The sequence below is a fragment of the Psychrosphaera aquimarina genome, assembly GCF_032461525.1.
Classification (GTDB): Bacteria; Pseudomonadota; Gammaproteobacteria; order Enterobacterales; family Alteromonadaceae; genus Psychrosphaera; species Psychrosphaera aquimarina.
In genome coordinates this window covers 587,715-611,640 of the sequence record NZ_JAWCUA010000003.1, presented here as the reverse complement: position 1 = coordinate 611,640, position 23,926 = coordinate 587,715, and the positions used below count along the sequence as shown (strand labels likewise).

Below are 23,926 nucleotides of genomic sequence, written 5' to 3'. Positions count from 1 at the left end.
ACTAGGTACAACTATCCTTTTCCGTCTGGGATAAATACATAACCTACACCCCAAACCGTTTGTATATACCTAGGTTTGGTATGATCTTCTTCAATCATTTTACGTAAACGACTAACTTGAACATCGATGCTTCTTTCCAATGCTGAATAATCTCTACCACGAGCTAAATTCATTAACTTATCTCGAGATAACGGTTCTCTTGCATGATTTATTAAGGTTTTTAATACGGCAAATTCGCCACTGGTTAACGGCATTATTTTTTCACCGTGGTGCATTTCTCGCGTACCCAGATTAAGGGTAAATTCACCAAAGCTAACTTCTTCTTCCTCTAGTGTAGGTGCACCTGGAACTTCTTTTGACTTTCTTCGAAGGATGGCACGTATTCTTGCCAATAATTCTCTTGGATTAAACGGTTTTGCCAGATAATCATCTGCCCCTAATTCCAATCCAATGATACGGTCAACTTCATCACCTTTGGCCGTTAACATAATAATTGGAATTTGATTTTCGTTTTGACGTAATCGGCGACAGATTGATAGGCCATCCTCACCTGGTAACATAAGGTCTAAAACGATTAAATGGAAATTTTCACGATCTAACAAGCGATTCATTTGTTCTGCGTTTGCGGCACTTCTTACAATATAAGATTGCTCGGTTAAATAGCGCTCTAACAAACTACGTAAACGCATATCATCATCGACAACCAAAATCTTGGTGGTTTCGCTTTCCATTGTTTTATCCAATCAAATTTTTAAACTCTGACGAATATAAAAGAAAACCAGCGGTTTGCCAAAACATCTCTTTAATTAGGTTGTTACAAAGTTTTACAGAAGGGAAAAATAGTGAAAAACGATTGGATAAATCCTGAGGGGGACTGCTAGTTTTTGGGTTCGATAACCAATTGATATTCGTCTAACCTAACGATTGACGGGCCTTTTCGCGCTTCGTTGGTTATGACTTTACTACCAAATCTAAAGTTAAGTCCGCCATATAAGGAGTGGTTAACTTTAATCACCACATTTTCCATATATTCACGACGACGTTGTATTAATGTTTTTCGGTAATTAATGTTTTTAGTGATGATATTTTCTAATTGAGCGATTTCAAATTTAACGGCTACTTTTTGATCTTCCTGCACTAAGCTCGATAATTTAACATGCCATTTCTCTAACTTAAGTTGCAACTGCTCAACTTGATCCCAAAAATGTTTTTCTTTTTGTTTGAACACATCATAGGTTCGGTTCATTGAAATATGGGTGACCGTATCTGATGGCGCGCCTAAATGACCGACTTCAATATACTTACTGATAAAATAATGGCCGCCGATAATTTTACCTCTAGGTATCTGCCCTTTGCCCACCACAATTGACGCGGCAACTACGTTACAATGTGATATTTGTTTATGCACAAAAACATCTCGTTTTGTCACAATATCAACATGGTTCGCAAAAGAAACATTTACTCGATTACCTGACTCTAATAAGCAATTGTTTTTTCTATCGTCAAACGGTTCATCTAATGCTTTACCTGACACCCCAGACAGCACGGTTAACTCACCACGGCATCGAATACTGGCAGATTCGACAAATCCAGCAATCAGTACATCACCAGATGCAATAATTTTCATTTCAGGGGAAACATCCCCCAATACGATGACTGAGCCGTTAAATTTAACGTGTCCTTGTTTAGGCGTTAACTCAACTAAGGTATAAACATCATCGACTTCCATACGATTATCAATTAATCGAGCCAAACCTTCTTTATTGGCGAGCAGTACATTATGATCGCTTGGATCAACAGTTGTACCTGAAGAGACTTCAAGTTTGGCATCTTTACCTGGAGTTGCAGGAATCACTTCGCCCAATACATTACGACCATCAACACCAACCGTAAGGGAGATTTTTTGAAAGATTCGTTCACCTGGTTTAACGGTTTCAATATCACCTAAGTCTTTAAGATCAACTTTTCCACCTTCCATTTCGGTTGGTTTACGGATCTTTTCTGAGAACAACTCAACCAGAGGTTTAAAGTAAGCATTTTTGCCATGTTTGGGATCTTTACCCACAGCAATAACCGCTTCAAAGATTTCTCCTGGGTGAGCATCAAAACTATTTTCTAATAAAGCTTCTACTTTAGAACGCTTGAGACCAAAGCTTAATCCTTTGTACTTGCATTCTTTTTTGATGGTATCGACACTAGCAATTTTACCGCCCCAAGGCATTTCTATTTGGGCTTTAGCGGACATTTTATCGTTCGCTATTTTAATAGAAACAACGGCATCTTTTACTTCAGCAAATTCATGGCGATACTCGCTAGGGTTAGCTTCGCCATTTTTGATCTCTACAACGGTGTCATTGATCGATTCTAAGATACCAAGTAATAATTCTTTTTTTACATAGGTTTTATAAAACGTACTGTCAGCATGTGCTTTCAGCAGTTCAGATTCTTCATATATGGGACTCTCAGAATGACAATTTACGACGATAGAAATCGTCTTGCCTTCTTGACTAAAACTTATGTCAGACAAAGTAAACCTTTTGTATTTTTTTAATTATTATTGGTATTGGTTTAATCAAATTAGTGATCAAGATCTTTTATATCGGCAAATATAATTATTAATCCAGTTTATGCACTAATTTTATAGTCTCAAATGATTTCATTGGCTTTATAACCTAGTCTTAGCCATTTGCCAAATAAGAATCATTATCTATAACTAAAGTTTTGTAAACAAATCAGTTAGTATCAAATTAAATAGGATGTAAAAAAACCAACGTTTTTGACTCAATACCCTGAACTAATAGAGAAAATTATGAAATCAACTGCCGTAATTATTGTTATTTTTTTATCCGTGTTTTCCAACTCTGCACTCGCTCATGCGGAACACGATAAAGCAAGATATGTTGCACCCAATGGTATTGATACCGGTCGTTGTGAGTTGGTAGAAAAACCATGTTTAACCATAGGTTACGCTTCATCTCAAGCAAACAAAGGGGACAAAGTGCTGGTTGCGGCAGGACAGTATAATGTCACTTCCGTTGATGAAATATTTTACCTTACCAGTCAACTTATCCCGGCTTATGGCGGCTATTCTATAGTTGATCACTACAAAAAACGCGATATCGATAACAACGCCACCTACTTAAATGGCATTCCATTAGAATATAAAGAAGCCTTAAGTGAACGTGGCTTTGTGGTAATGACCGACGCCAAAGCGTTAGACCAAATCCAAATAAAATCATTAAAAAAGAAACTCGCGAGCTACCAAGTACTAAGTGAATCGCAATCAGAATTAACATGCTCCAACAATAAAGCAGGTGAATATCCGTGTGACAATATTGATTTGGTGGCACACGTTCCTTTAAATCAATTCGCCAGCAATCCAAGTGCAGGTAACGATATTTGGGGGCATGTTGACCTAAATACAGGGACTGAATATGCAATTATAGGTTTAAACAATGGTACCGCAGTGGTTAACTTAGCAGACCCGGCTAATCCAACCGTCGTAGATATAATCTCAGGTTCAAATGCGATATGGCGCGATATAAAGGTATATCAATATTACGATGCCAGTTTAGTTAAATGGCAAGCATACGCTTATGTTTCAACAGACGGTGCAACAAATGGGGTCGCCATCATCAACCTTTCTGACCTACCTAATTCAGCAAAACTAGTCAAAACAAGTTATCAAGATAATAGCCTACATAATATTTATATTAGTAATGTGAACTACACAACGGGTGTGGCCATTAACGGTCGCTCTCCAAGTTTGCATGCCATGGGTTCAAATAAATATGGTGGCGCTCACCGCAGTTACTCATTAACTGATCCGGAATCCCCTTCTGCGCTTTATACTCCATTAAACGCAACGCGGAATGATTATACCCACGATGGTACTTCCTTTGTGGTCGAAGATGACAGAGCACAAACCCAATGCCAACAAACCGGTGACACTTGTGATGTGTTTGTCGACTTTAATGAAAAAGAAATGCGCTTATGGGATCAAACCAATGCCAGTAAACTGAAAGAACTAGGACAAGGTGTGTATGCCAACGCCGAATATACACATTCTGGTTGGTGGACAGAAGATAAACAATACGTGTACGTCCATGATGAATTAGACGAACAGCGCCTAGGGTTAAATACCAGTTTACATATCTTTGATGTCTCAGACTTAACAAATCCAGAGTACAAAGGTAAATGGCAAGGCGATACCAAATCCATCGATCATAACGGATTCGTGAGAGGTAACCGTTATTATATGTCTAATTACGAGCGAGGCATGACAGTACTTGATATCACAAATCCAATAGCCCCGGTTGAAGTCGGCTTTTTTGATACCTTTCCAACGTCAGACAGTAACTCATTTAATGGCGCTTGGGGCGTATACCCATTTTTGCCTAGTGGCTTAATCTTAGTCAGCGATATAAATTCTGGTTTATATGTATTAAAAGATAATACGAAAGCCGTAGCCGCCGGTTCACTGCAGTTTGAACAGTTAAACATCAATGCACAAGAAAGCGATTTAGTTACCATAACGGTTAAGCGAGTTAATGGTTCCACTGGGGCTATCAGTACAAACTATAGAACGTTACAAGGTTCGGCCACAGAATCTGACTACATAGCAACTCAAGGTACATTAACGTGGGAAGACGGCGATACAAGTGCTAAATCTTTCACAATTCAAATAATTAACGATGAAGTTGAGTCAGAATCCACAGAGTCTTTGGCGATCGAATTGTACAATGTTACTGGTGGAGCAACCTTATATTCACCAGCGTTAGCATGGGTAAACATTTTAGGTGAAGATTTAGTCGGAGCCGTAGAAATAAAAACATCAGGTGAAACAGTTAAAGAGAATAGCAATGCACCTGACAACAAAACCTTCGACATCAAGTTAACTCGTTTTCCCCCCTTAACAAGCTCTACATCGGTTGAATTAACCCAAATTATTTCAGATAAAGGCGATAATGCAGAGGTAAATACCGACTTTACTTTATCAAACAGTGTTGTTAGCTGGGACGTAGATGACGGCGAAGATAAAACAGTAACCTTAACCATATTAAACGACAGTATTAGTGAAAATAACGAATGGTTATTATTGCAACTGGTTGCGCAAAATGACGCAAGATTAGGCGCGACGACTGACATCGAGTACTTAATATTAGATGACGAAAGTAACCAAACTCCAACCATTACCGCAACGGATCACAGTGCGGCCTTTGTTACACAATATGCCTTAAAAAACCTTGTCGCGATTACTGATGACGATGACCCGTTATCATACTTATGGCAACAAGTGTCTGGTGAGACAATAACCATAGATAACCCAACATCGTTAGACGCTATGATCACGTTAAATCAGGCTGGAAGTTATGAGTTTTCATTAACCGTCACCGACCCATTTGATCAAAGTGCTACGGTTACATTTACCATTGAAAAGCTTATAAACGAGGTTAACGTACCAACACCTACGCCTTCTAAAAAAGGGTCAAGTTACGGATGGTTGCTGTTAATTATGTTATCTGGCTTAGTTTTGATAAGAAAATTAAAACAATTGGTCAAACATTAGGCAAATAAAAGCATAAATCAAAATCAGGGAGTGACAAGCAAATCAACATTGCTTATACTCCCTGCCGTTTTCAGCAAGATTAAATTTTGCATCAGAAAACAAATGGAATGCCCCCTTAGCTCAGTTGGTTAGAGCATACGACTCATAATCGTCAGGTCCCCTGTTCGAGTCAGGGAGGGGGCACCATTACTTCAACTCAAGACGTTTTTAACGTCTTTTTTTATGCCTGCAATCCCCCATACACCTATAAATACTTACACTTGAGCATATCAATTAGTTTTATACGATATTGCTAAAGCCCAACTTTAATGTGTCATCAGATGTACCAACAGACAAGACTCATAAACATCACTCCAGAACACCTTGTCTAACACCATACGTTATATATTTTTATAATTAAGTTAGTTGTTCAACTCACAAATATGAACATGGATATAACCGGAATTAAAGTGAAGTACTGTATATCCGACTTTTGTGTATACAACTGGGCATTTACAAGGTGATATCTTTGAGCTGCAATGAGATTCGAAAGGTGAAGTAAAAGGGGAGGTTAAAAGTATATAGTTGCAATTACTTTATCTGTATAACGTCCAGCGTTGATTTAACTAGTTAATTTCAGTTCAAAAAATTAGTTAGTGGTAACTATAAAATTACAATTACCTCTCAACCTCAACTCGGTTTCGCCCAGCATCTTTTGCTCGATACAATGCATTATCTGCTCTTTGGGTTAACATGGAAACGGTTGTATCAACATCCGTGAGTTGAGCAACTCCTAAGCTAATGGTCACCACTAAATTATCATCAATCTCTTGCATATCTATTGCAGCAACACAGTCACATAAACGTTGTGCCACCTCTGTGGCACTGTCCAATGTAGAGTCAGGTAACACCACCATAAACTCTTCACCACCAGTACGACCTACGCTGTCATTTTTGCGCATGACGAGCTGTGCTGCCGTTGATATTTTTTGTAAAACACGATCGCCAACTTCATGCCCCCAAGTATCATTAATACGTTTGAAGTAATCAACGTCAAATACTAATAAACTCATTGGGGTTTGGGCTTCACGAGCTGCATTCATAGCCTGCAATGCTTTAGCCTGTATGCTGCGCCTGTTAGGAAGTCGGGTTAATTCATCTGTCATGGCCATTTTATGCATTAAACGAGCACGCTTAAATTGTCGATATGCCCAAATTAATATTAAGGTCAATAAAATGAGTGACAAACCAATTACCAAGGCTTGCCAGCGCTTACGTTCCTCTAATGACTGTAATTGTGCTTTCTGGACAGACTGTTCAGCTTTTAGTGTTTTGTTTTCAGCTTCTTTTCTTGCAGCATCAAACTCTATACGCATACGCGTGGTATTTTGTTCGCGTAGTTTATTCGCTAGTAACTCTTGAGTATTGTTATAGGCGACATTCGCTTTATAGGCTTGTTGCCAATCACCGAGTGCAGCCAATGTTTTCGCTTTTATGCTCTGAATCCATGCCAAGTAACGATAATTATCTTGACTACTCACATGTGGCTCTGCGCTTTTTATATGTGCTAACGCGGATTCGTAGTTTCCATCAGTAAAGTCCGCTTTGGCACTAAATAAATGCCACAACGACCAATTATTGGGATCGAATTGAGGGTCTAACATTGGCTCAGCCTCATTAAGACGACTTCTTGCCTCTGACGTTTTATCTGCTTGCAATAGTGAATCAGCCATAGTGACAAGCATTGACGAGATTAATATTTCATCGTCATTCTTATAGGCATCGTCTAACAAACTAGTGTAAAGTTCTTGCGCTAGAGCATGATTACCAAGATCATCCATGATTAACGCACGAATATAACGAATGTCATTTACCGCTTGTATATCCCCTCTTATTTCATAGTACTGCTCGACTTCGTCCATCAGGCTTAATGCTCGTTCGAAATCCCCCATACGACGATAAGTGTTTCCTATTTCAGCTAAATTATAATATGCCCAATAATCAATATTGGCTAATTCATAGTAGCTTTGTGCAACTTGGAGATCTTCTAGAGCTTGTGCTAAATCACCTTTAAGAGCGGCTAACGATGCCCGAGTCGACAACGAGTCAGCAATCAGTTTTATGTTATTAATTTCAGTCGCTAAATTCAAAGCGCTATTGTAGTCACGCTCAGCTGAAACATCATCCGAAGCTGATTGATAAAATACACCTCTACAAAGCGTTAAATCTGACTGAGCTCGTTTATCTTCATCTGCGATTGCTTTTAAAAGATATGCATTCGCTTTGTTGATAGCAGATTGCACCAACTCTGCTGTATCAGCTTCTGTCATCCAACAATCTAAGGCGTTATAACGATTTTGATGTTTGATATTCTTGGGGTCTAACCTAGTGTGAAGTTCCAATAACTTTTCACGATATTTGTCCATACCACCAATAAGCTCTGAATACTCGAGTTGACGAAAGCGTTGTTCAATATCGTTGTCATTAACCGCAAGAGATAATGGGGAATATAAAGAAAGCCCCCTAGCGCAACAAGTAAGTGTAATATGAAAACTTTATGCAATGAATGAAGTGTCATTTATGCTCAACCGCCTCTACTGTCACTAATACTAAATGTATAATATTACGAAGAATAGTTGTTCTGAGCTAGAAAGTCGATAAGGTTTTAAGTTTACCCACGTGGGACTGTAACTCTATTAATATTAATCGTTCTAGTTTTCTTATTTAATCCCGACCGTCGATTAAACACGGGTGTTGTTTCCAATTTCCAGCCCAACTTAATAGTTCTTTTGCCGGCATCGGTTTTGCAATTCCGAATCCTTGTGCAACATAACTACCTAACGCCAGCAGCGCCTCTCCATGTTTAGGCGTTTCTACCCCTTCGGCAACAATGTTTAGATTAAACACTTTTGCGAGCTCAATAATACCTTGGATGATCGCTTTATCGTCTTTATCAATTAACATATCTCTGACAAATGACTGATCAATTTTTAAATACTTAGCGGGTAAACGTTTTAAATAGGTCAAAGATGAATAACCCGTTCCAAAGTCGTCAATAGAAAAACATACACCTAATTCACTGCAGTCTTTCATTACTTTAGATACCAACTCTATATCGTTAAGCGCGCTGCTTTCTAAGACTTCAAACTCAAGCAGTTTTGGATTAATACTAGGGTATTGGGCAAGAATGTCTTTTAAGTCTTTTACAAATTCGGCATGTTCAATATGCAGCGGACTTATATTCACACTGATGGGAATATCATAACCAAGCGCTTGCCAGCTTTGTAATTGCTCCATTGCGGTGTGTATGACCCACTTACCAATTTCAATATCTAACATATCGTGTTTTACAGTAGGCAAGAATAAATCTGGAACAAGCACACCTTTGTCGGGATGGTTCCAACGTATTAATGCTTCAACCCCAATTATCTCATAATTTCTGAGATCGACTTTGGGTTGGTAATACAAGGTAAATTCATTGTTTTTTAACGCTTGGGCAATCCGGCTTAATTCTTCATTTAAGTGTTTAACTGCAACATCTTTTTCAATATCGAATATATGACTGCAATTTTTTCCCTTCTGTTTAGCAATATACATAGCTTGATCGGCATGCCTGAGCAGCTGATCTGGACTGGCATTATCCGAAGGATAAAATGTCACTCCGATACTGGCTGAAATTTTCATTAACTTGCCTTCAACCAAAAGTACTCCGGACACAGATTCAAGCATACGGGCAATTATCGGCTCACTTTCAGACGTATTGGTTAGCTCTTCAATCACAGCAACAAATTCATCACCACCGATACGGGATAGTGTATCGCCAGCACGCAGCGCCCCCATTAAGTTGTTGGTTACCTTTTTTAATAACTCATCACCCACATTGTGACCATGAGTATCATTAATAACTTTAAACTCATCTAAATCAATAAACGCAATGGCAACTGTTTTTTTGTTTCGTTTACTTCTAACTAAAGCTTGCTCCAATCGATCGGATAATAGATTTCTATTGGGAAGTCCTGTGAGTGAATCATAATGAGCAGACAACTCTAACGCTGAATTCGCTTTCTCCAAGGCAATGTTATTTTCTTTAAGCTTTCTTTGATCTGATTTATGCAGACTAATATCTTGAAAAATACCTGTGAGACGCACGGGAGTGCCATTTTCCAAGGTGACTGAGCAAGTTGTTCTGACATCGATTAGTCGCCCTTTCGTCGTGTACGTTTCTAATTCTAAATCGTAACCTATACCTTGATTAATGGCCTTATCCAAAGCCTCGGATATGATTTCTTTAGACTCAGGCAAGAAGTAACCAACACCGGCATCGACAGTGGGGTTAAATTCTTCTGGTGACGTATCATGAATACGATAGGTTTCATCCGTCCAAAATAAATCACCTGTTGTTAAGTCGAGTTTCCATCCTCCAACTTTTGCTATTTTTTGAGATTCGTTTAATAGTTGGCTATTAATTAAGTGTTGTTCTTCATTGTGCTTCCGCTGACTGATGTCTAAGTGTGTTCCAATCATTCTCTGAGGCTGACCGGCATCATCCCATTCAATTAACTTACCAGTAGCAAGGACCCAAACATAGTGCCCCAACTTATGCCTCATCCTGGCCTCAACTTCATAGAAATCAGTTTCTCCGCGAAAATGTTCCTGAATTTTTGACTCTGCACCTTTAAGATCATCAGGATGAATACTGCGCGACCAAGTGTTAAAATTAATGGGTTGTAATTCATCAATGTTATAACCAATAATTTCTGCCCAGCGCTCATTAAACGTCACGTCACCGGTTTGTACTTGCCAGTCCCAAATTGCAACCCCAGTTGAATTAATCACTAATTCTAGGCGTTCCATATCTTCATTTTTATGAGTATTAACAGCAGACGTTTTCTTAATCAATTGCATTCCTAATGTTCACGAACATCCCCCAATACTAAACTTATTATGTATTTTTAATATAGTCCGAGATAACAATAAACCTTAACGGTATATCGGTAATATAAAATTGATCTGAATTAATAAAAATTAATATTTATTTAATCTACTAAAAATACCTAGTTTTACTTACCACAGCAAATAGAGGATTTACATAAAGCCATCCATTACGGTTATTGTATCCTTGCTAATTGACTCTATTGTGATCCAATTAGGGGTATAGAGAGTATGTTAATTAGTGGTTGTGTTGTGACATTGAATAAAAACAAGCACGATTTACCTATTGCTCGTTCATTACAGGAGTCAAATTCATGAACATTCTTATAACAGGGGGGACTGGCTTTATTGGTAGTGCGTTATGTTCTTTTTTAATAGCGGACGGACACACACTCGTTGTGGTATCACGTTCAATCAAGCGCAATCATTCTAACATAACCTATGTAACGCAAATCGATAACTCTATGCAGTTTGACGTTGTCATTAACTTGGCTGGTGAACCTATCGCCAACAAATGTTGGTCACATTCGCAAAAAAGCAAAATACAAGATAGTCGTATTAACACAACAACTCACCTTATAGATTACTTTAAGAACACCCGATTAAAACCTTCATTATTCATTAGTGGGTCAGCAATTGGTTTTTATGGTATCAATACAACAAACCAAGATATAAATGAAACAGCTAAAGGCGATGACAGCTTTTCCAGTACGTTATGTAAGGAATGGGAAACTACGGCATTGGCAGCACAAGCACTAGGTATTCGCACTTGCCTCTTGAGAACTGGAATTGTATTAGGCAAAAAGGGTGGAGCCTTAAATAAAATGCTCCCGCCTTTTAAATTAGGACTTGGCGGTAAGATTGGTTCTGGCCAGCAATGGATGCCGTGGATTCATATAGACGATATGGTGGGACTAATAACATTATGTATCGATAACAAGAATATAAATGGAGCTATTAATTGTACCGCGCCATTTCCTGTTACTAACTCGGCATTTACTAAAGCACTATCTTTAGCCGTCAATCGTCCTACTTTGTTGCCTATACCAGCTTGGTTAATTAAATTACTAATGGGCCAAATGGGACAAGAATTATTATTAAGTGGTAAAAAAGTAGTGCCAGCTAAGGCATTGGCTTCCGGTTATCAATTTAAATTTGAACAGATAAATGACGCGCTTAATGATGTTATCAATACATAAACATAAGCCTAGCTAAGAGCTTTTAAACGACTAATACAAAAGCAAACATTTAACCATATTTGGGTTTATTTATGGTCAAGGTTTATAACAAACTCAAGCGGAATGTTAATTTTTTACTAAGGCTTACTTGTATATTTGCTTAAAATATTTGGCAAAAAGTGTGTATTCACTTTTTGGCAAATATTGCAGTTGTGAATCAAAAAACTGTTTATATTGCGTCAGTTCCGTTAACGCATGATCAAATTGTTTTAAAAACTGATTACTCAAATCAGATCGGCCACACATTAAGTAACCTTCTATAAATTTAGGCGAGTTTTGAACTTCATAACTATACATTTTTTCTTGTACATCAAAATGCATGAAGTCATAGGGGTATGTGATCAATAACTCAAACTTTTTATTAGCAAAATGTTTTAATAACACTTGGTGAGATGAGTCGTATGCCATTTTATTTTTAAACAATAAGTTTGAGATCTCATCATCCAATTTATCACCATAACTACGAGTCGCCCCAAAGCCTAATCGTAAGTCTACACTTTGATTTATTAACGTGGTTAATGAAATAGGTTCAGGGCTAGGAATGGGCGTTAATGAATATAAACGCTGGCCCAAAGTTAAATTAATTGACTCACTAAAATCAAACTTTTGTAATCGCTCTGGTGTTTTTAACATGGTCATCACACAACTGTTATTTGCCCCGGCACTGTTAAAGTATTCAGTCGCGTTGTTCATCCACTCAAGCGAAATGTTATAACCCCCTATGCTCGATAAAATCAAACTGGTGTAGTGAGTTAAGTCATAATTATCGTCACTCGTTTTACCAGACAAATAGATAGTAAAAAGGGGGCGTTGGTCTTGAATTACAGGATAGCTTTGGCGGTTTAAGCTAGCGTCGAATTGATCTTTCAGCTGACGGCCAATTATGGTTTTACTGAATGCGACAACGTTATTTTTGGCAGGGAGCAATGCTAGTTGAGATAAGTTATTTTCAGTCGTTTTTGCATCAGAAACATAATGTATGATGCCATCTAACTGTTTTTTATTAACTAAGCTTAAACCAGCTTGAAAGCTGGGTACTTGAACGACATTGTCATCAAGTCCTTTAATATTTTGCGTATCTACATCTCCGACCATACCAAACTTGAATTGTTTCATCTCCGTCGTTTGGTTGAACTCGAGATTTGGAGAGTAACTGAGGATGACCTTTTCTGTGGTACTAACAGAGTTAAACGACTGCAGCACATTTTTATAAATATATGGCTGCCAAGGAAGGATTAAGTCTATGTCATATTTTATCAGTTTTTCTAGTAACACAGAGGCATTATCACTGCGTTGAACTGTTATTTTATGGTTGGGATAAACTTGTTGTAACAAGGATAAATATTTTTTCTCTGCGGTACTGTCAGTTTTTAACAATCCTACGGTTAATTCATTAGCCATCATTGCCATGGCATTAGCGCTTAATAACAGGCTAAAAATAACAATCAAAAAGCTATAGTACACTCTCAAAACCACTTCCTTTTTTGTACACCGACAGATTGAACAACATCATACGTTCGGCTCACAGTCAGAGTGGACCCAATAGACTGAGTTAATATATTTGATATTGTCAGATAATCCAATCGCTGAATATCAACCTTCTTGTTAAATATTAGAACCATAGTTGGATTTTGGAAACGTTAATCATGCTACTCAGACCAATACCAACTCGTAACATTATATCGATACTGCGCTGTATTCTCGGGATTTAAACTTGCTACCCAATGTTCGGACCCTTCTGAGCTAGGATCAAACAACACACAACGATTAAACAAAGGCGAAATACTTAACGGGTTATCACTCTTACCCAAAAACACCAATTCTCCACCCGCATTAGTTTGCCAGTTTTTATTTAAATACAACAACATGCACACTTCTCTTCCAGGAGAGTCATCAGCATGTTGAGATACAAAATCATGGTTCCCTAGGCGAAAGTAATTGGTATTAATGCTAGGTTCAGCAACATGAATGTCCGTTGTCTGCACATTAAATATTTTTGATAACAAGGACATAAATTCTTGTCCTCGTAAAAAACTTAAAAACTCTTGAGCTAAATCAGTACCAATTTTTGTATTGTCATCTATATCAGGTTGCCAAGAATCTCTTTGCACAAAACGCTCTTGTTCTGTCACTTCATGCCAGTGTTGGGGATCAACGTATAATTCGGAATAAGAATGTTGTTGAGTTTGCCAATGCTGAGGTTGTGAAAGCAACTGAATGATCGCATCGAGTTTTTCGGCATTAAATAAGTTATCAATCACCACATGTTTAGGGCAAGTGTTAAGCAAACAAGCTCTGTAATGTTTTATCGCTAAATCACTTATTTTTTCTTCATTTAACCACATTAAAACGGCCTACTAAAACTACCTACTTTGACTAGCCGTGAATAATACAGGGTTGGGCAAAAAAAAGAATCCATTAGAAATACTCACTTCTAGTTATGAGCTATTTCATGGTACTGACAGCAAGTTAACTTTAGTCATTGTTAAGTTAATTGATATTAATAACCTGTTTTTGTTGAAATGCTGCCTATTAATGAATATATAGTCATTACTTAGGTTTATTCAGCTCAGTAACTAACTCGCAATTGTTGATTGCAAGTTAAAGGAATTTTTATGTTTTTATTATTAGTATTTGCGCTTGTCGCAATATTAATTTCATTTGTATGTTCAATAATGGAAGCGGTGTTATTGAGTCTTACCCCCGCTTATATTGCTACTCAAAGCAATGTGAAAGCGGCCAAACGTATGAGTAAATTAAATCAGCAAGTTGATAAACCACTCTCCGCCATTCTAACTTTAAATACGATTGCTCATACCGCAGGCGCGGCTGGGGTTGGCGCACAAGCATCTCATATCTATGGGGATTCGGCCATTGGGATCGCTTCAGCCATTATGACGTTATTTGTGCTTATTTTTTCTGAGATCATTCCTAAAACATTAGGCGCTAACTATTGGCGACAACTCGCTCCTTTTGTAAGCTCGGTATTAACCTATTTAGTTTGGATATTAAAACCATTTGTGTGGATGTCTGAATTGGTCACTAAGATATTTAAACAAAAGGACGATGAAAGTCACTACATGCGCTCTGAAATTGAAGCCATGGCAAAGCTGGGTTTACAAGCAGGCGCTTTGCATAAAGGTGAGTCTGATATTATTCAAAGTCTATTAAACTTCAGAGACATTTCTTTACGTGAAGTGATGACACCAAGAGCAAAAGTGTTCCGTTTACACAAAGACACTACGGTAGAAGAATACTGCAAACAACATGGTTCTGTGCCTTACTCAAGAGTTTTAGTATTTGATCAAAATCCAGATGACATCATAGGTTACATATTAAAAACGGATGTTATGTTAGCCAACAGTAGGGTAAAACCCGGCTATCGTATTTCTAAATTGGTTAATTCCATCTTAACCGTATCCCAAACCTTATCTTTACCTCTTCTGTTTAATAAATTACTAACACAAAGAGCGCATATATCATTAGTTGTGGATGAATACGGTGAAGTGCAAGGTATTATTACCTTAGAAGATGTGATTGAAGCTTTACTGCAAGTCTCTATTTTAGATGAACGAGATGTGGAACCTAAAAAGGCCTAACAAACTCAGATCAAGAGTAAATAGAGCCAAATAATGACATGAGTCTCTAAATAATCATTTATAGACTCATGTCACCAAGGGCCCAATGTTCATTAAGATCAACACACGCCAGTTATAAAAACTAAATTTATTTATAGAAGATCTTCTTTTTTATTAATAAAGAAACACTAAATACTCGGCTTACCTCTGTGAATAATTTTTTTGAAAAAATTTGATTCACAATAATGATTAGCTTGCACCTTGAACATCATTACCCCCCAAACGATTAAATAAAATTTAATCATTGTATCTATAGGATTCAACTCTAGGGACAGAGAATAAATGCGTTTATAACAAGATATATTTAGACTGCTGATTCAAAAAAGTTATAATATTCATTATCTTATTTGATGGATAATTAAACAACATTATGACTGATAGACTATATAAATCATTCTTAGTTTTTGTAGTTTTAGCCCTATTTGTAATCCTTCCTGACATTGTCTATGGTTCAGTCAATGACAAATATATTGCTGGCTTTGATTTAAAAAGTTCAATCATCACTCTATTATTTGTGATTTTTATCATCTTGAGTAGAAGTTACAAACTTAACGTTTCAATTTTAACCTTGTTCTTCTTCTGGCAAAGTTCTCAAATAATGTATTTTGAATATTTTGGCAGGTTCTATAGTGCTTTCGATATCGAGCTGATGACTCGTGAATATCACGATGCAGTATTAGGTTTTTTAGATGTAGCAGACTTCTTGGTATTGCCTGCAATATGTTCAACATTGCTATTTGTCGCATCCATATATTCATTAAATAAATATAGAACTCAAATTATAACCACAAAGTGGGGTGGTTATTTGTTAGTGGTTTTAGTATTACTGCCTTTTATACAATCATTAAAATCCGAATCGTCACAAAAATTCCAACCCAATATAGCTCATTCTTCTTTAAAGAACGGCTTGTATAGCCATTCCTATTTTTTTGCTCGTTTATTAAAAATAAGCTTTGGGTTACAAGATAAGATTGTTTCGTATTTACCTTACGAAGTAACAACTATCGAACCTAAAGATGCGAATGTCGTCGTCATTATGGGTGAAAGCCTAAGTTATTTGAATATGGGGATGTTTGGATACAACCGCGATACAACACCTGATTTAAAAGTATTCTTGGAAAACAGTAATTTTATATCTTCAAAATCAATATCTAGTGCAGTATCTACTAGGGTTTCATTAGCCTTATTTTTTAATACTGTGTATGAACCTAATAACGTGGAACACTTTAATAAATCAACAACCAGTTTATTTAAGCTTGCCAAAGAGGCGGGGTACAACACCCATTACATTACGACGCAAAAAAATGCAGGAGCACTCAGTTTTTCTTTTTCACCTAGCCATATCGACACTTGGAAAGAAAACAAAGACTTAAATAAATATGATGGCGACTACGACAATAGGCTTCTGTTAGAACTTAAAGACTTGAAACTGGATTACAATCAGCCTCAATTTTTAACTTTGCATATGAGAAGTGCGCATGCTCCATACGTAGATAATTACCCTGCTTCCGATGAGAAATTCCCAGTAAATAACGATAATTATGAAAGTTATATGAGAAACAGTTATGACAACTCGGTTTTATATACACAAAAAATAATTACTGAGCTGTTCAACTTTTTCAAGAGCACCAATAAACCAACATATATATTCTTTACCGCAGACCATGGTGAATTATTAGGACAAAATGGTCAGTTTGGTCATAATGTGGTGGATATTGAAGCGGCTAAAGTACCATTCTTTTTCTATGGCGTTAATTTATCTGAACAATCATTAGATGATGTGAGAAGCAATATAGGGTGTTTAACAAACCACTACTTAATTTCAAAATATATAGCAAAAGTACTCGGTTATGACATCACAAATCCAAATGAGAAGTTACATAAATACTATCTCAATGGCACTGATCTGTATGGTAATGCAGGTTATTTACAATATGACTTATTGCAACAAAAGCAAATGAGTTGTGAATAAAGCTAAATATTGATCAAATTGTATTTATGGGGCTGCCGGTATTTCTGTACAAGCTTCACACATATATGTGTGACTCTACTATAGGTATCGCCTCTGCAATAATGACTTTATTTGTCCTTGTATTTTCTAAAATAATCCCTTAAACATTAGGGGCTAATTATTAGCGTCAGCTTGCACCTTCGGTCTCTACTGTTTGGGCTTATCTGGTCTGGTGGTTAAAGCCTTTTGTTTATATGTCTGAACTTGTTACTAATTATTTTAAACAAATGACGATGAGAGTCATTATATGCATTCAGAAATTGAAGCAATGACAAAATTTGGTTTGTAGTCTGGCGCTTTACATAAAGGTGAGTCTGACATAATTCAAAGTTTGTTAAATTTTAGAGATATTTCTTACGAGAAATCATGACCCCAAGGGCAAAAGTATTTCGCTTACACAAAGAGCACATATTTCTTTAGTGGTCGATGAATATGGCGAGATACAAGGAATAATTACCCTAGAGGATGTTATTGAAGCCTTACTGCAAGTCTCTATTTTAGATGAACGAGATGCTGAGCCAAATGCCAATTAATTAATAGAAAGATGCGCTAAATTGGAAATATTAAGCCGTTAGTCATTTTCAACCGCTACGGTTTTCAATATGATTAATCGCCTCATGACAGAAAAAGTGTGCGTAACCTAGCCGCACACTTCCTTACACCAAGCTAATACGCTGTTAAAATTATCAAACAATGCATCTTCAGCAATATTATGTTTTTCCATTAATACCGTAATTGATTTTTGCACTTCAACGTTTTCAAAATATTTGGCTATTTCCAACCCTTCATACAACAATCCCTCTTTGTTAATTAAAGCGGCTTTAATCTCTTTAGCTAACGGTAAGTCGGTAATTAACTCTTCTAACGGACAATGTAAAATTGCATCGATATGACTCATTATTCCGGTGATAAATGCAAAAGGTTTTATTGATGAAAATGCTGGAAAAGTCGATATGTGTTCCATCATTTTACCGCGCATTAATGACTCAGTTAACAGCTCATTGGTACTATCAGAGGACAGCTTTGACATCGCAATAATCGCAATAATCGCAATAAATTGTTTAATCTTTTCCGCACCTAAAAAGGTTACAGCTTGTTTTATTGACGTAATTTCTACACGGGTTTGCTCCGCTTTTAAATTCACTAATCGTAATGTGCCATTTATTAAACTAACGTCTTGGGAAATGATTTTTGCAATGGTATTAAAATCCATGCTCGGTTGACATATTTCGGTGAACAACAGAAGTAAGTTTAATTTAATAGGTTCAATAAAGTAACCTGAGTTAATTTCTGGTTTGTGAAAAAAATAACCTTGAAAATAATCGACTCCAATTTCATACAGCGCTTCAAATTGCTCGTGAGTTTCAACTCTTTCCACAACAATTTTTATATCATTATTTAATACAAACTGACTGTTTTTTAAATTCGCAATGTCATCTAATGATATATCTTCAATATCCACTTTAATTATTGAAATAAAAGGTAATAGAGGGTCCCACTTATCTGAAAGGTCATAATCATCCAGAGCCAATATAAAACCTTTATTGGATAACAAAGACACGGCTTTAATGACTTCAGGGGTAACATTGATGGTTTCTAATAATTCAACCACCACCGTTTTTTTATCTAATAGGAGTGGTACTTTAGCTAATATAGACTTCTCGTCTAAGTTCAAAAATGCTTTTTTTTGTGAGCAAATATTCGCTAAATCACCAAAGATATGATTTTGGAAAATAATTTGAGATGTGGCTTGCTCTTCATCTGTACAACTGTAAAAATTTTCGAAACTATTTCTATATAGAAGCTCATAAGCAAATATATTCTTACTACGATCTAAAATGGCTTGCCTTGCTATGAATTTATTACCCATGAAAAAAACGCTATCCTATTTGTATTTCAGTCCATCAGTATAGTTCACTTTCTAATAATGTTAGAAAAATTCACACCCATACAAAACGAACGTAAAGCGAAGTTAAATATTTTTTCAATACAGTAAACCAAGGTTTAGCGTTATTTAATAACCTAAAGCCCAAAACCACTATAACCTTTTAGTATTAGATCAATGTTCACTGGTAAGAAAATATGCTGACGAATTAATTACGTTAATACGAACAACCACCTATTCTCGTAAAAAAGCTGAGCTATTCACTCAGCATTTTTGTTCAGGATGGACTTACCTCTAAGTTATAATTTAGTTAATTTCGGTAATAAAATCTTGTGTTGAACGACGAACTTTCTCTAAATTAACTAACCAGTCACCTTCCGCCTCACGATAACCCAAAGGCAATAATATAACCGACTTTAATCCGCGTTCTTTAAGGCCTAAGATTGCATCAACTTGTTCAGGAACAAACCCTTCCATTGGCGTGCTGTCGACTTTCTGTTCAGCGGCCGCGATAAGCGCCGAACCTAGCCCGATATAAGCTTGGCGAGCAGCATGTTCAAAGTTGGTTTGAGCATCACGCTGTGGGTAAGTATTTAATAGCATTTGACGGTAGTTTTCCCAACCTTCATTAGTACCACCACGTTTTTCGTTAACTAAATCGAACATAGTGTTAATGCGTTCAGCCGTGTAATTATCCCACGCAGCAAAAACTAATAAATGAGAACCATCAGTAATTTGCGCTTGGTTCCAAGCATGCGGTAAGATTTGTTTGCGAACGTCAGGATTGGTTACAACAAAAACCTCATATGGCTGTAAACCACTAGAGCTAGCGCTTAATCGAATAGACTCTAATATATAGTCAACTTTCTCCTGGCTAACCGGTTTAGTTGAGTCCATTTTTTTTGCGGCGTAACGCCATTGTAAGTTTTTTAGTAATTCAGTCATGTATCTCTCAGTTAAAGTAATAGTTTCACGTTATATTGCACTTAAACCTTTAAAAACAAGTACCTTAGATGATTATTGTTTGACTCAGTATTTATTTTTCAAATGGATTTATAATCACTTTGCTTTGAATGATTTTTTTATGCCGGCATTAACAGAGTCAATGCAAGAGTAATCACCGTCCTTATTATTTTTTAAAACCTTGTTAGTGGCACTTTCCATCGCTTGTGTTGCCGTGTCGTAAAACATTTCAATATTTTGTTTCATGTCAGATAAGGAATACCCAACTTCCTTTGCCGTATTAAAGAAATGTCTTGTTTGAATTTTACGCCATTTATACTTAAGTCCATGAGTACTTCGTAGGCCCATAGCCAAACTAACCTCACGGTAATTAAGTCCATCATCAAATAATGGATAAGCAGACAACAGATCATAAAATGGCGTTAGCTTAAAACCTCCACCGGGTAATAAAAATACACTGTAGTTTTTTGCATGCGCATCAATTCCCGCTATGAGCCAGTTAAATATTTGAGCTTTCATGAAGTCTTTTAAGTCTTTGTCGTTATCAGAGCCCAATAACATTTTATAGATTTTCTCTATCCCTATACCACCTTGGCTTTGATATTTTAAACCTGAATTTACATTAAATACTTGGCAAAAGTCCTCTTGAGGTAGTCTATATGTCACGCCCTCATCTGAATTGAATTTTCGGTCAAATCGCTCAACGATAAATGCTTTTGTATCGCCAAACTTTTTTACCATTGAGTTTGGCGTATCCAATCCAAACTCTCTAGCTAACGTCATGCAGTAGTGTTCGTTTTCGCAGCTGTCATTAAAATCTATATGTTGGTCGGTCACTCTCCCCATTGGCAATTTGAAAATATGGGTTGTGGGTGTTTCACCTATAGGCTTATGCCAGTTACCACCTTTGTAGCACAATGCGGTTTTTGATTGCGCGCCAGCAATAGACAGCCTAAATTCTTGTCCTTTATCAACTCCAAGCGGCTTATGCTCTAATTCTTTTAAAATAACGCAAATTTCATCGTCTGACAGTTTGTCGCCAAGTCCGGTAACCCCGTTTGTACCATCATGAGTTAACAGTTGTAACGCACCAACACAATCGCTACCAACAGCGGTTAACAAATCAAATGGTTCAATAGAGTCAGCCCCAACTTGTGTTTGTACTACTCGTCTTATCTCTGGTAAATCGGGTAATAAATTATCAAAATAATTAACCACCACATCGCCTGAATAACGTTTAGCCGTCAACGGCATAGACAGAGATATTGCTCGAGCATAAGGACTATTTAACCAACTAGCAGAGTAGGTAAAAAACAAAGCATGATGTTTATTTCTTGTCAGCTCACCCACTTTTATTCCATTCATGTAGCAATACAAGGTATCCATAATAGTTACCAAGAAGTTGTGTAGGTAGGTTTATCTGTTTCTTTATCCACAAGCTGCATTTCTAGCTTCAACTTAGAGAGAATAGGTAACAATCGTTCAATGTCAGGACGACTTTTTCCTGACTCAATAAGAGAGATGTCTTTTTGATTTATGCCACACATTTCAGATAGTTGGGTTTGGGTTAATCCCAACTTTTTACGCTTGTTCGCGATTAACACGCCAAGCTGAATGTTTGTTGTAAATTTCATAGTATTTATTACCAATTTAGTATATTTTTTTAATTATTACACATTTGGTATATTTTACAAATATTACTTATTTAGTATATTTGTGAATTATTACGTTTTTAGTATATTTTGATTTAAACGTCTTGTGGATTAAAAAGTACTTTCAAGTGGCTTTGGGATATTCATTTTTGTTTCAAACCTTTACAAAAAAGCCGACTTTCGTCGGCTTTTTATAGATTAATACCTTCCTTACTTAATTACTCAACCGTAACTGACTTAGCAAGGTTACGTGGTTGGTCAACATCTGTGCCTTTGATAATGGCTACGTAGTAACTTAATAATTGCAGCGGTATTGTATAAACAATTGGCGCAATTAACGGATCTACGTGTGGTACTTCCATCACGCGCATTGTATCGTCGCCTTTGAACTGTGCGTCTTTGTCTGCGAAGACATACAAGATACCGCCACGGGCGCGAACTTCTTCAACGTTAGATTTTAATTTTTCTAACAATTCGTTATTTGGTGCAACAACAATGATTGGCATTTCTGCATCAATTAACGCTAATGGGCCATGTTTTAATTCACCCGCAGCATACGCTTCTGCGTGAATGTACGAAATTTCTTTTAGCTTTAACGCACCTTCCATTGCAATTGGGTATTGCTCGCCACGTCCCAAAAATAGGCTGTGATGTTTGTCAGCAAACTCTTCTGCTAATTTTTCAATGCCTTGTGCCATTGTCAGTGTTTCTTCTAGCTTGTTCGGTAAAGTTGCTAATGCCGTTACGATTTGTTTTTGTAACTCAGCACTCATGCCTTTTTGTTTACCTAATGAAGCCGTTAACATTAACAATGCCACTAACTGCGTAGTAAAGGCTTTAGTTGACGCCACACCAATTTCAGCACCGGCGTTAGTCATAACGGCCAAGTCAGATTCACGTACTAATGATGAACCAGGTACGTTACATACAGTTAAACTGGCTTTATAACCTATCTCTTTTGCTAAACGTAATGCCGCTAATGTATCTGCTGTTTCACCTGACTGTGAGATAGTCACAATTAACGAGTTAGCTGGTACAAACGATTTTCTGTATCTAAATTCAGAGGCTATCTCAATGTTACAACTCACATTAGCAAGTGACTCTAACCAGTAACGCGCAACCATGCCCGAGTGATAAGACGTACCACAAGCAATGATTTGCACATGGTCAATGCCCTGTAAAATTTCTGCGGCGTTTTCACCTAAGTATTCTTCTATTACTGTGTCTGCATTAATACGATTAAGTAACGTATTACGAACAGCTGCAGGTTGTTCATGAATTTCTTTCATCATGTAGTGACGGTATTCACCTTTGTCACCCGCATCATGAGTAACGGTAGATTCATTAATTTCACGCTCAACAGGGTTGCCATCCGCATCAAAAATATTAATTTGATCACGAGTGATCTCGGCAACATCACCTTCTTCTAAAAAGATAAACTGACGTGTCACAGGTAATAATGCTAATTGATCAGAAGCAACAAAGTTCTCTCCAATACCAACACCTATAACTAACGGACTTCCTGAACGCGCAACCACAATACGGTCTGGATTAGCAGGTTCCATAATTACGGTTCCATAAGCTCCATCTAACTGTTTCACTGACATTTGCACTGCGGCTAATAAGCTATCTGTACCTTTACGGTTTTCGTGAACTAAATGTGCGATTACTTCGGTATCGGTTGCAGAGGTGAACTCATAACCTTTGTTTTGTAATTCTGTACGTAAAGACTCGTGGTTTTCAATAATACCGTTATGTACTAGTGCAATGGCGTCGTTAGACATATGTGGGTGCGCATTCGCTTGTGTTACACCGCCATGGGTTGCCCAACGAGTATGCGCAATACCTGTGGTGCCATTCACTTTTGATAACGCGACCGCATCGGCTAAGTTTTTCACTTTGCCAACTTCACGCGCACGTTGTAATGAACCATCATTTTCCATTAACGCAACACCTGCAGAATCATATCCACGGTATTCAAGGCGCTTTAGGCCTTCTAATAAAATATTAACAATATGACGCTCAGCAACACCACCAACGATCCCACACATAATTCTCT

At 37.1% G+C, this 23,926-nt stretch carries 16 protein-coding genes and 1 tRNA gene; 6 read left to right on the top strand and 11 right to left on the bottom strand.

The features are described from left to right. Nucleotides 1-11 precede the first annotated feature (11 nt). Both ompR and RT723_RS06055 read right to left on the bottom strand, forming a co-directional pair. Nucleotides 12-731, bottom strand: a complete 720-nt coding sequence (gene ompR, locus RT723_RS06060) for an osmolarity response regulator transcription factor OmpR (RefSeq protein ID WP_216055088.1) — start codon at nt 729-731, stop codon at nt 12-14. 146 nt (nt 732-877) lie between these two features. Continuing rightward, the gene (locus RT723_RS06055; protein ID WP_315946281.1) at nt 878-2,527 is read right to left on the bottom strand and encodes a flagellar assembly protein A; all 1,650 of its coding nucleotides are present in this window, start codon (nt 2,525-2,527) and stop codon (nt 878-880) included. Between the two features lie 282 nt (nt 2,528-2,809). On the opposite strand from RT723_RS06055, the gene RT723_RS06050 reads away from it, so the two are divergent. Together RT723_RS06050 and RT723_RS06045 are read left to right on the top strand one after the other, a co-directional pair. Next, complete coding sequence (locus tag RT723_RS06050; RefSeq protein WP_315946280.1) at nt 2,810-5,569, top strand: choice-of-anchor B family protein; 2,760 nt, start codon at nt 2,810-2,812, stop codon at nt 5,567-5,569. 109 nt (nt 5,570-5,678) lie between these two features. Next, nucleotides 5,679-5,755: transfer RNA gene (locus tag RT723_RS06045), tRNA-Ile, on the top strand. A gap of 470 nt (nt 5,756-6,225) precedes the next feature. Here RT723_RS06045 and RT723_RS06040 read toward each other — a convergent pair. Further along, a complete protein-coding gene (locus tag RT723_RS06040) occupies nt 6,226-7,974 on the bottom strand; it encodes a diguanylate cyclase (protein WP_315946279.1) in 1,749 nt (582 codons plus the stop codon). Nucleotides 7,975-8,272: 298 nt separating this feature from the next. Beyond that, entirely contained in the window at nt 8,273-10,447 is a 2,175-nt protein-coding gene (locus tag RT723_RS06035; protein ID WP_315946278.1) for a putative bifunctional diguanylate cyclase/phosphodiesterase, read from the bottom strand. A 347-nt stretch (nt 10,448-10,794) separates the two neighbouring features. Here RT723_RS06035 and RT723_RS06030 point away from each other — a divergent pair, with 347 nt between their 5' ends. Continuing rightward, nucleotides 10,795-11,679: a TIGR01777 family oxidoreductase gene (locus RT723_RS06030; RefSeq protein ID WP_315946277.1), complete on the top strand. Its 885-nt coding sequence runs from the start codon at nt 10,795-10,797 to the stop codon at nt 11,677-11,679. 123 nt (nt 11,680-11,802) lie between these two features. Here RT723_RS06030 and RT723_RS06025 read toward each other — a convergent pair whose 3' ends face one another. Together RT723_RS06025 and RT723_RS06020 are read right to left on the bottom strand one after the other, a co-directional pair. Then, nucleotides 11,803-13,188: a hypothetical protein gene (locus RT723_RS06025; protein ID WP_315946276.1), complete on the bottom strand. Its 1,386-nt coding sequence runs from the start codon at nt 13,186-13,188 to the stop codon at nt 11,803-11,805. A 179-nt stretch (nt 13,189-13,367) separates the two neighbouring features. Continuing rightward, the gene (locus RT723_RS06020; RefSeq protein WP_315946275.1) at nt 13,368-14,063 is read right to left on the bottom strand and encodes a 2OG-Fe(II) oxygenase family protein; all 696 of its coding nucleotides are present in this window, start codon (nt 14,061-14,063) and stop codon (nt 13,368-13,370) included. Between the two features lie 270 nt (nt 14,064-14,333). Here RT723_RS06020 and RT723_RS06015 point away from each other — a divergent pair, with 270 nt between their 5' ends. From RT723_RS06015 to RT723_RS18025, 3 genes are all read left to right on the top strand, one after another. Continuing rightward, nucleotides 14,334-15,317: a CNNM domain-containing protein gene (locus RT723_RS06015; protein ID WP_315946274.1), complete on the top strand. Its 984-nt coding sequence runs from the start codon at nt 14,334-14,336 to the stop codon at nt 15,315-15,317. Between the two features lie 409 nt (nt 15,318-15,726). Continuing rightward, nucleotides 15,727-17,328 carry a sulfatase-like hydrolase/transferase gene (locus RT723_RS06010; RefSeq protein ID WP_315946273.1) on the top strand — a complete coding sequence of 534 codons (1,602 nt, stop codon included), beginning with the start codon at nt 15,727-15,729 and terminating at the stop codon, nt 17,326-17,328. Between the two features lie 377 nt (nt 17,329-17,705). After that, complete coding sequence (locus RT723_RS18025; RefSeq protein ID WP_346432570.1) at nt 17,706-17,900, top strand: CBS domain-containing protein; 195 nt, start codon at nt 17,706-17,708, stop codon at nt 17,898-17,900. Between the two features lie 107 nt (nt 17,901-18,007). Here RT723_RS18025 and RT723_RS06000 read toward each other — a convergent pair whose 3' ends face one another. The 5 genes from RT723_RS06000 to glmS all read right to left on the bottom strand — a co-directional run bounded on the left by RT723_RS06000 (nt 18,008) and on the right by glmS (nt 23,918). Continuing rightward, nucleotides 18,008-19,237 (bottom strand): EAL and HDOD domain-containing protein, encoded by a 1,230-nt coding sequence (locus RT723_RS06000; RefSeq protein WP_315946271.1) that lies wholly within the window; start codon nt 19,235-19,237, stop codon nt 18,008-18,010. 321 nt (nt 19,238-19,558) lie between these two features. Beyond that, the gene (locus RT723_RS05995) at nt 19,559-20,197 is read right to left on the bottom strand and encodes an NAD(P)H-dependent oxidoreductase (protein ID WP_315946270.1); all 639 of its coding nucleotides are present in this window, start codon (nt 20,195-20,197) and stop codon (nt 19,559-19,561) included. 114 nt (nt 20,198-20,311) lie between these two features. Beyond that, on the bottom strand, nt 20,312-21,580 hold the full coding sequence (locus RT723_RS05990) for a HipA domain-containing protein (protein WP_315946315.1): 1,269 nt from the start codon (nt 21,578-21,580) through the stop codon (nt 20,312-20,314). Between the two features lie 26 nt (nt 21,581-21,606). After that, a complete protein-coding gene (locus RT723_RS05985; protein WP_216055114.1) occupies nt 21,607-21,849 on the bottom strand; it encodes a helix-turn-helix domain-containing protein in 243 nt (80 codons plus the stop codon). A gap of 236 nt (nt 21,850-22,085) precedes the next feature. Next, complete coding sequence (gene glmS / locus RT723_RS05980) at nt 22,086-23,918, bottom strand: glutamine--fructose-6-phosphate transaminase (isomerizing) (RefSeq protein WP_216055121.1); 1,833 nt, start codon at nt 23,916-23,918, stop codon at nt 22,086-22,088. Nucleotides 23,919-23,926: the final 8 nt, after the last annotated feature.

What these genes read in the sequence shown, in the direction of transcription:
- ompR (WP_216055088.1), bottom strand. Translation starts at nt 731, where the DNA reads ATGGAAAGCGAAACCACCAAGATTTTGGTTGTCGATGATGATATGCGT.
- RT723_RS06050 (WP_315946280.1), top strand. Translation starts at nt 2,810, where the DNA reads ATGAAATCAACTGCCGTAATTATTGTTATTTTTTTATCCGTGTTTTCC.
- RT723_RS06040 (WP_315946279.1), bottom strand. Translation starts at nt 7,974, where the DNA reads ATGGACAAATATCGTGAAAAGTTATTGGAACTTCACACTAGGTTAGAC.
- RT723_RS06030 (WP_315946277.1), top strand. Translation starts at nt 10,795, where the DNA reads ATGAACATTCTTATAACAGGGGGGACTGGCTTTATTGGTAGTGCGTTA.
- RT723_RS06020 (WP_315946275.1), bottom strand. Translation starts at nt 14,063, where the DNA reads ATGTGGTTAAATGAAGAAAAAATAAGTGATTTAGCGATAAAACATTAC.
- RT723_RS06015 (WP_315946274.1), top strand. Translation starts at nt 14,334, where the DNA reads ATGTTTTTATTATTAGTATTTGCGCTTGTCGCAATATTAATTTCATTT.
- RT723_RS06010 (WP_315946273.1), top strand. Translation starts at nt 15,727, where the DNA reads ATGACTGATAGACTATATAAATCATTCTTAGTTTTTGTAGTTTTAGCC.
- RT723_RS06000 (WP_315946271.1), bottom strand. Translation starts at nt 19,237, where the DNA reads ATGGGTAATAAATTCATAGCAAGGCAAGCCATTTTAGATCGTAGTAAG.
- RT723_RS05995 (WP_315946270.1), bottom strand. Translation starts at nt 20,197, where the DNA reads ATGACTGAATTACTAAAAAACTTACAATGGCGTTACGCCGCAAAAAAA.
- RT723_RS05990 (WP_315946315.1), bottom strand. Translation starts at nt 21,580, where the DNA reads ATGAATGGAATAAAAGTGGGTGAGCTGACAAGAAATAAACATCATGCT.
- RT723_RS05985 (WP_216055114.1), bottom strand. Translation starts at nt 21,849, where the DNA reads ATGAAATTTACAACAAACATTCAGCTTGGCGTGTTAATCGCGAACAAG.
- glmS (WP_216055121.1), bottom strand. Translation starts at nt 23,918, where the DNA reads ATGTGTGGGATCGTTGGTGGTGTTGCTGAGCGTCATATTGTTAATATT.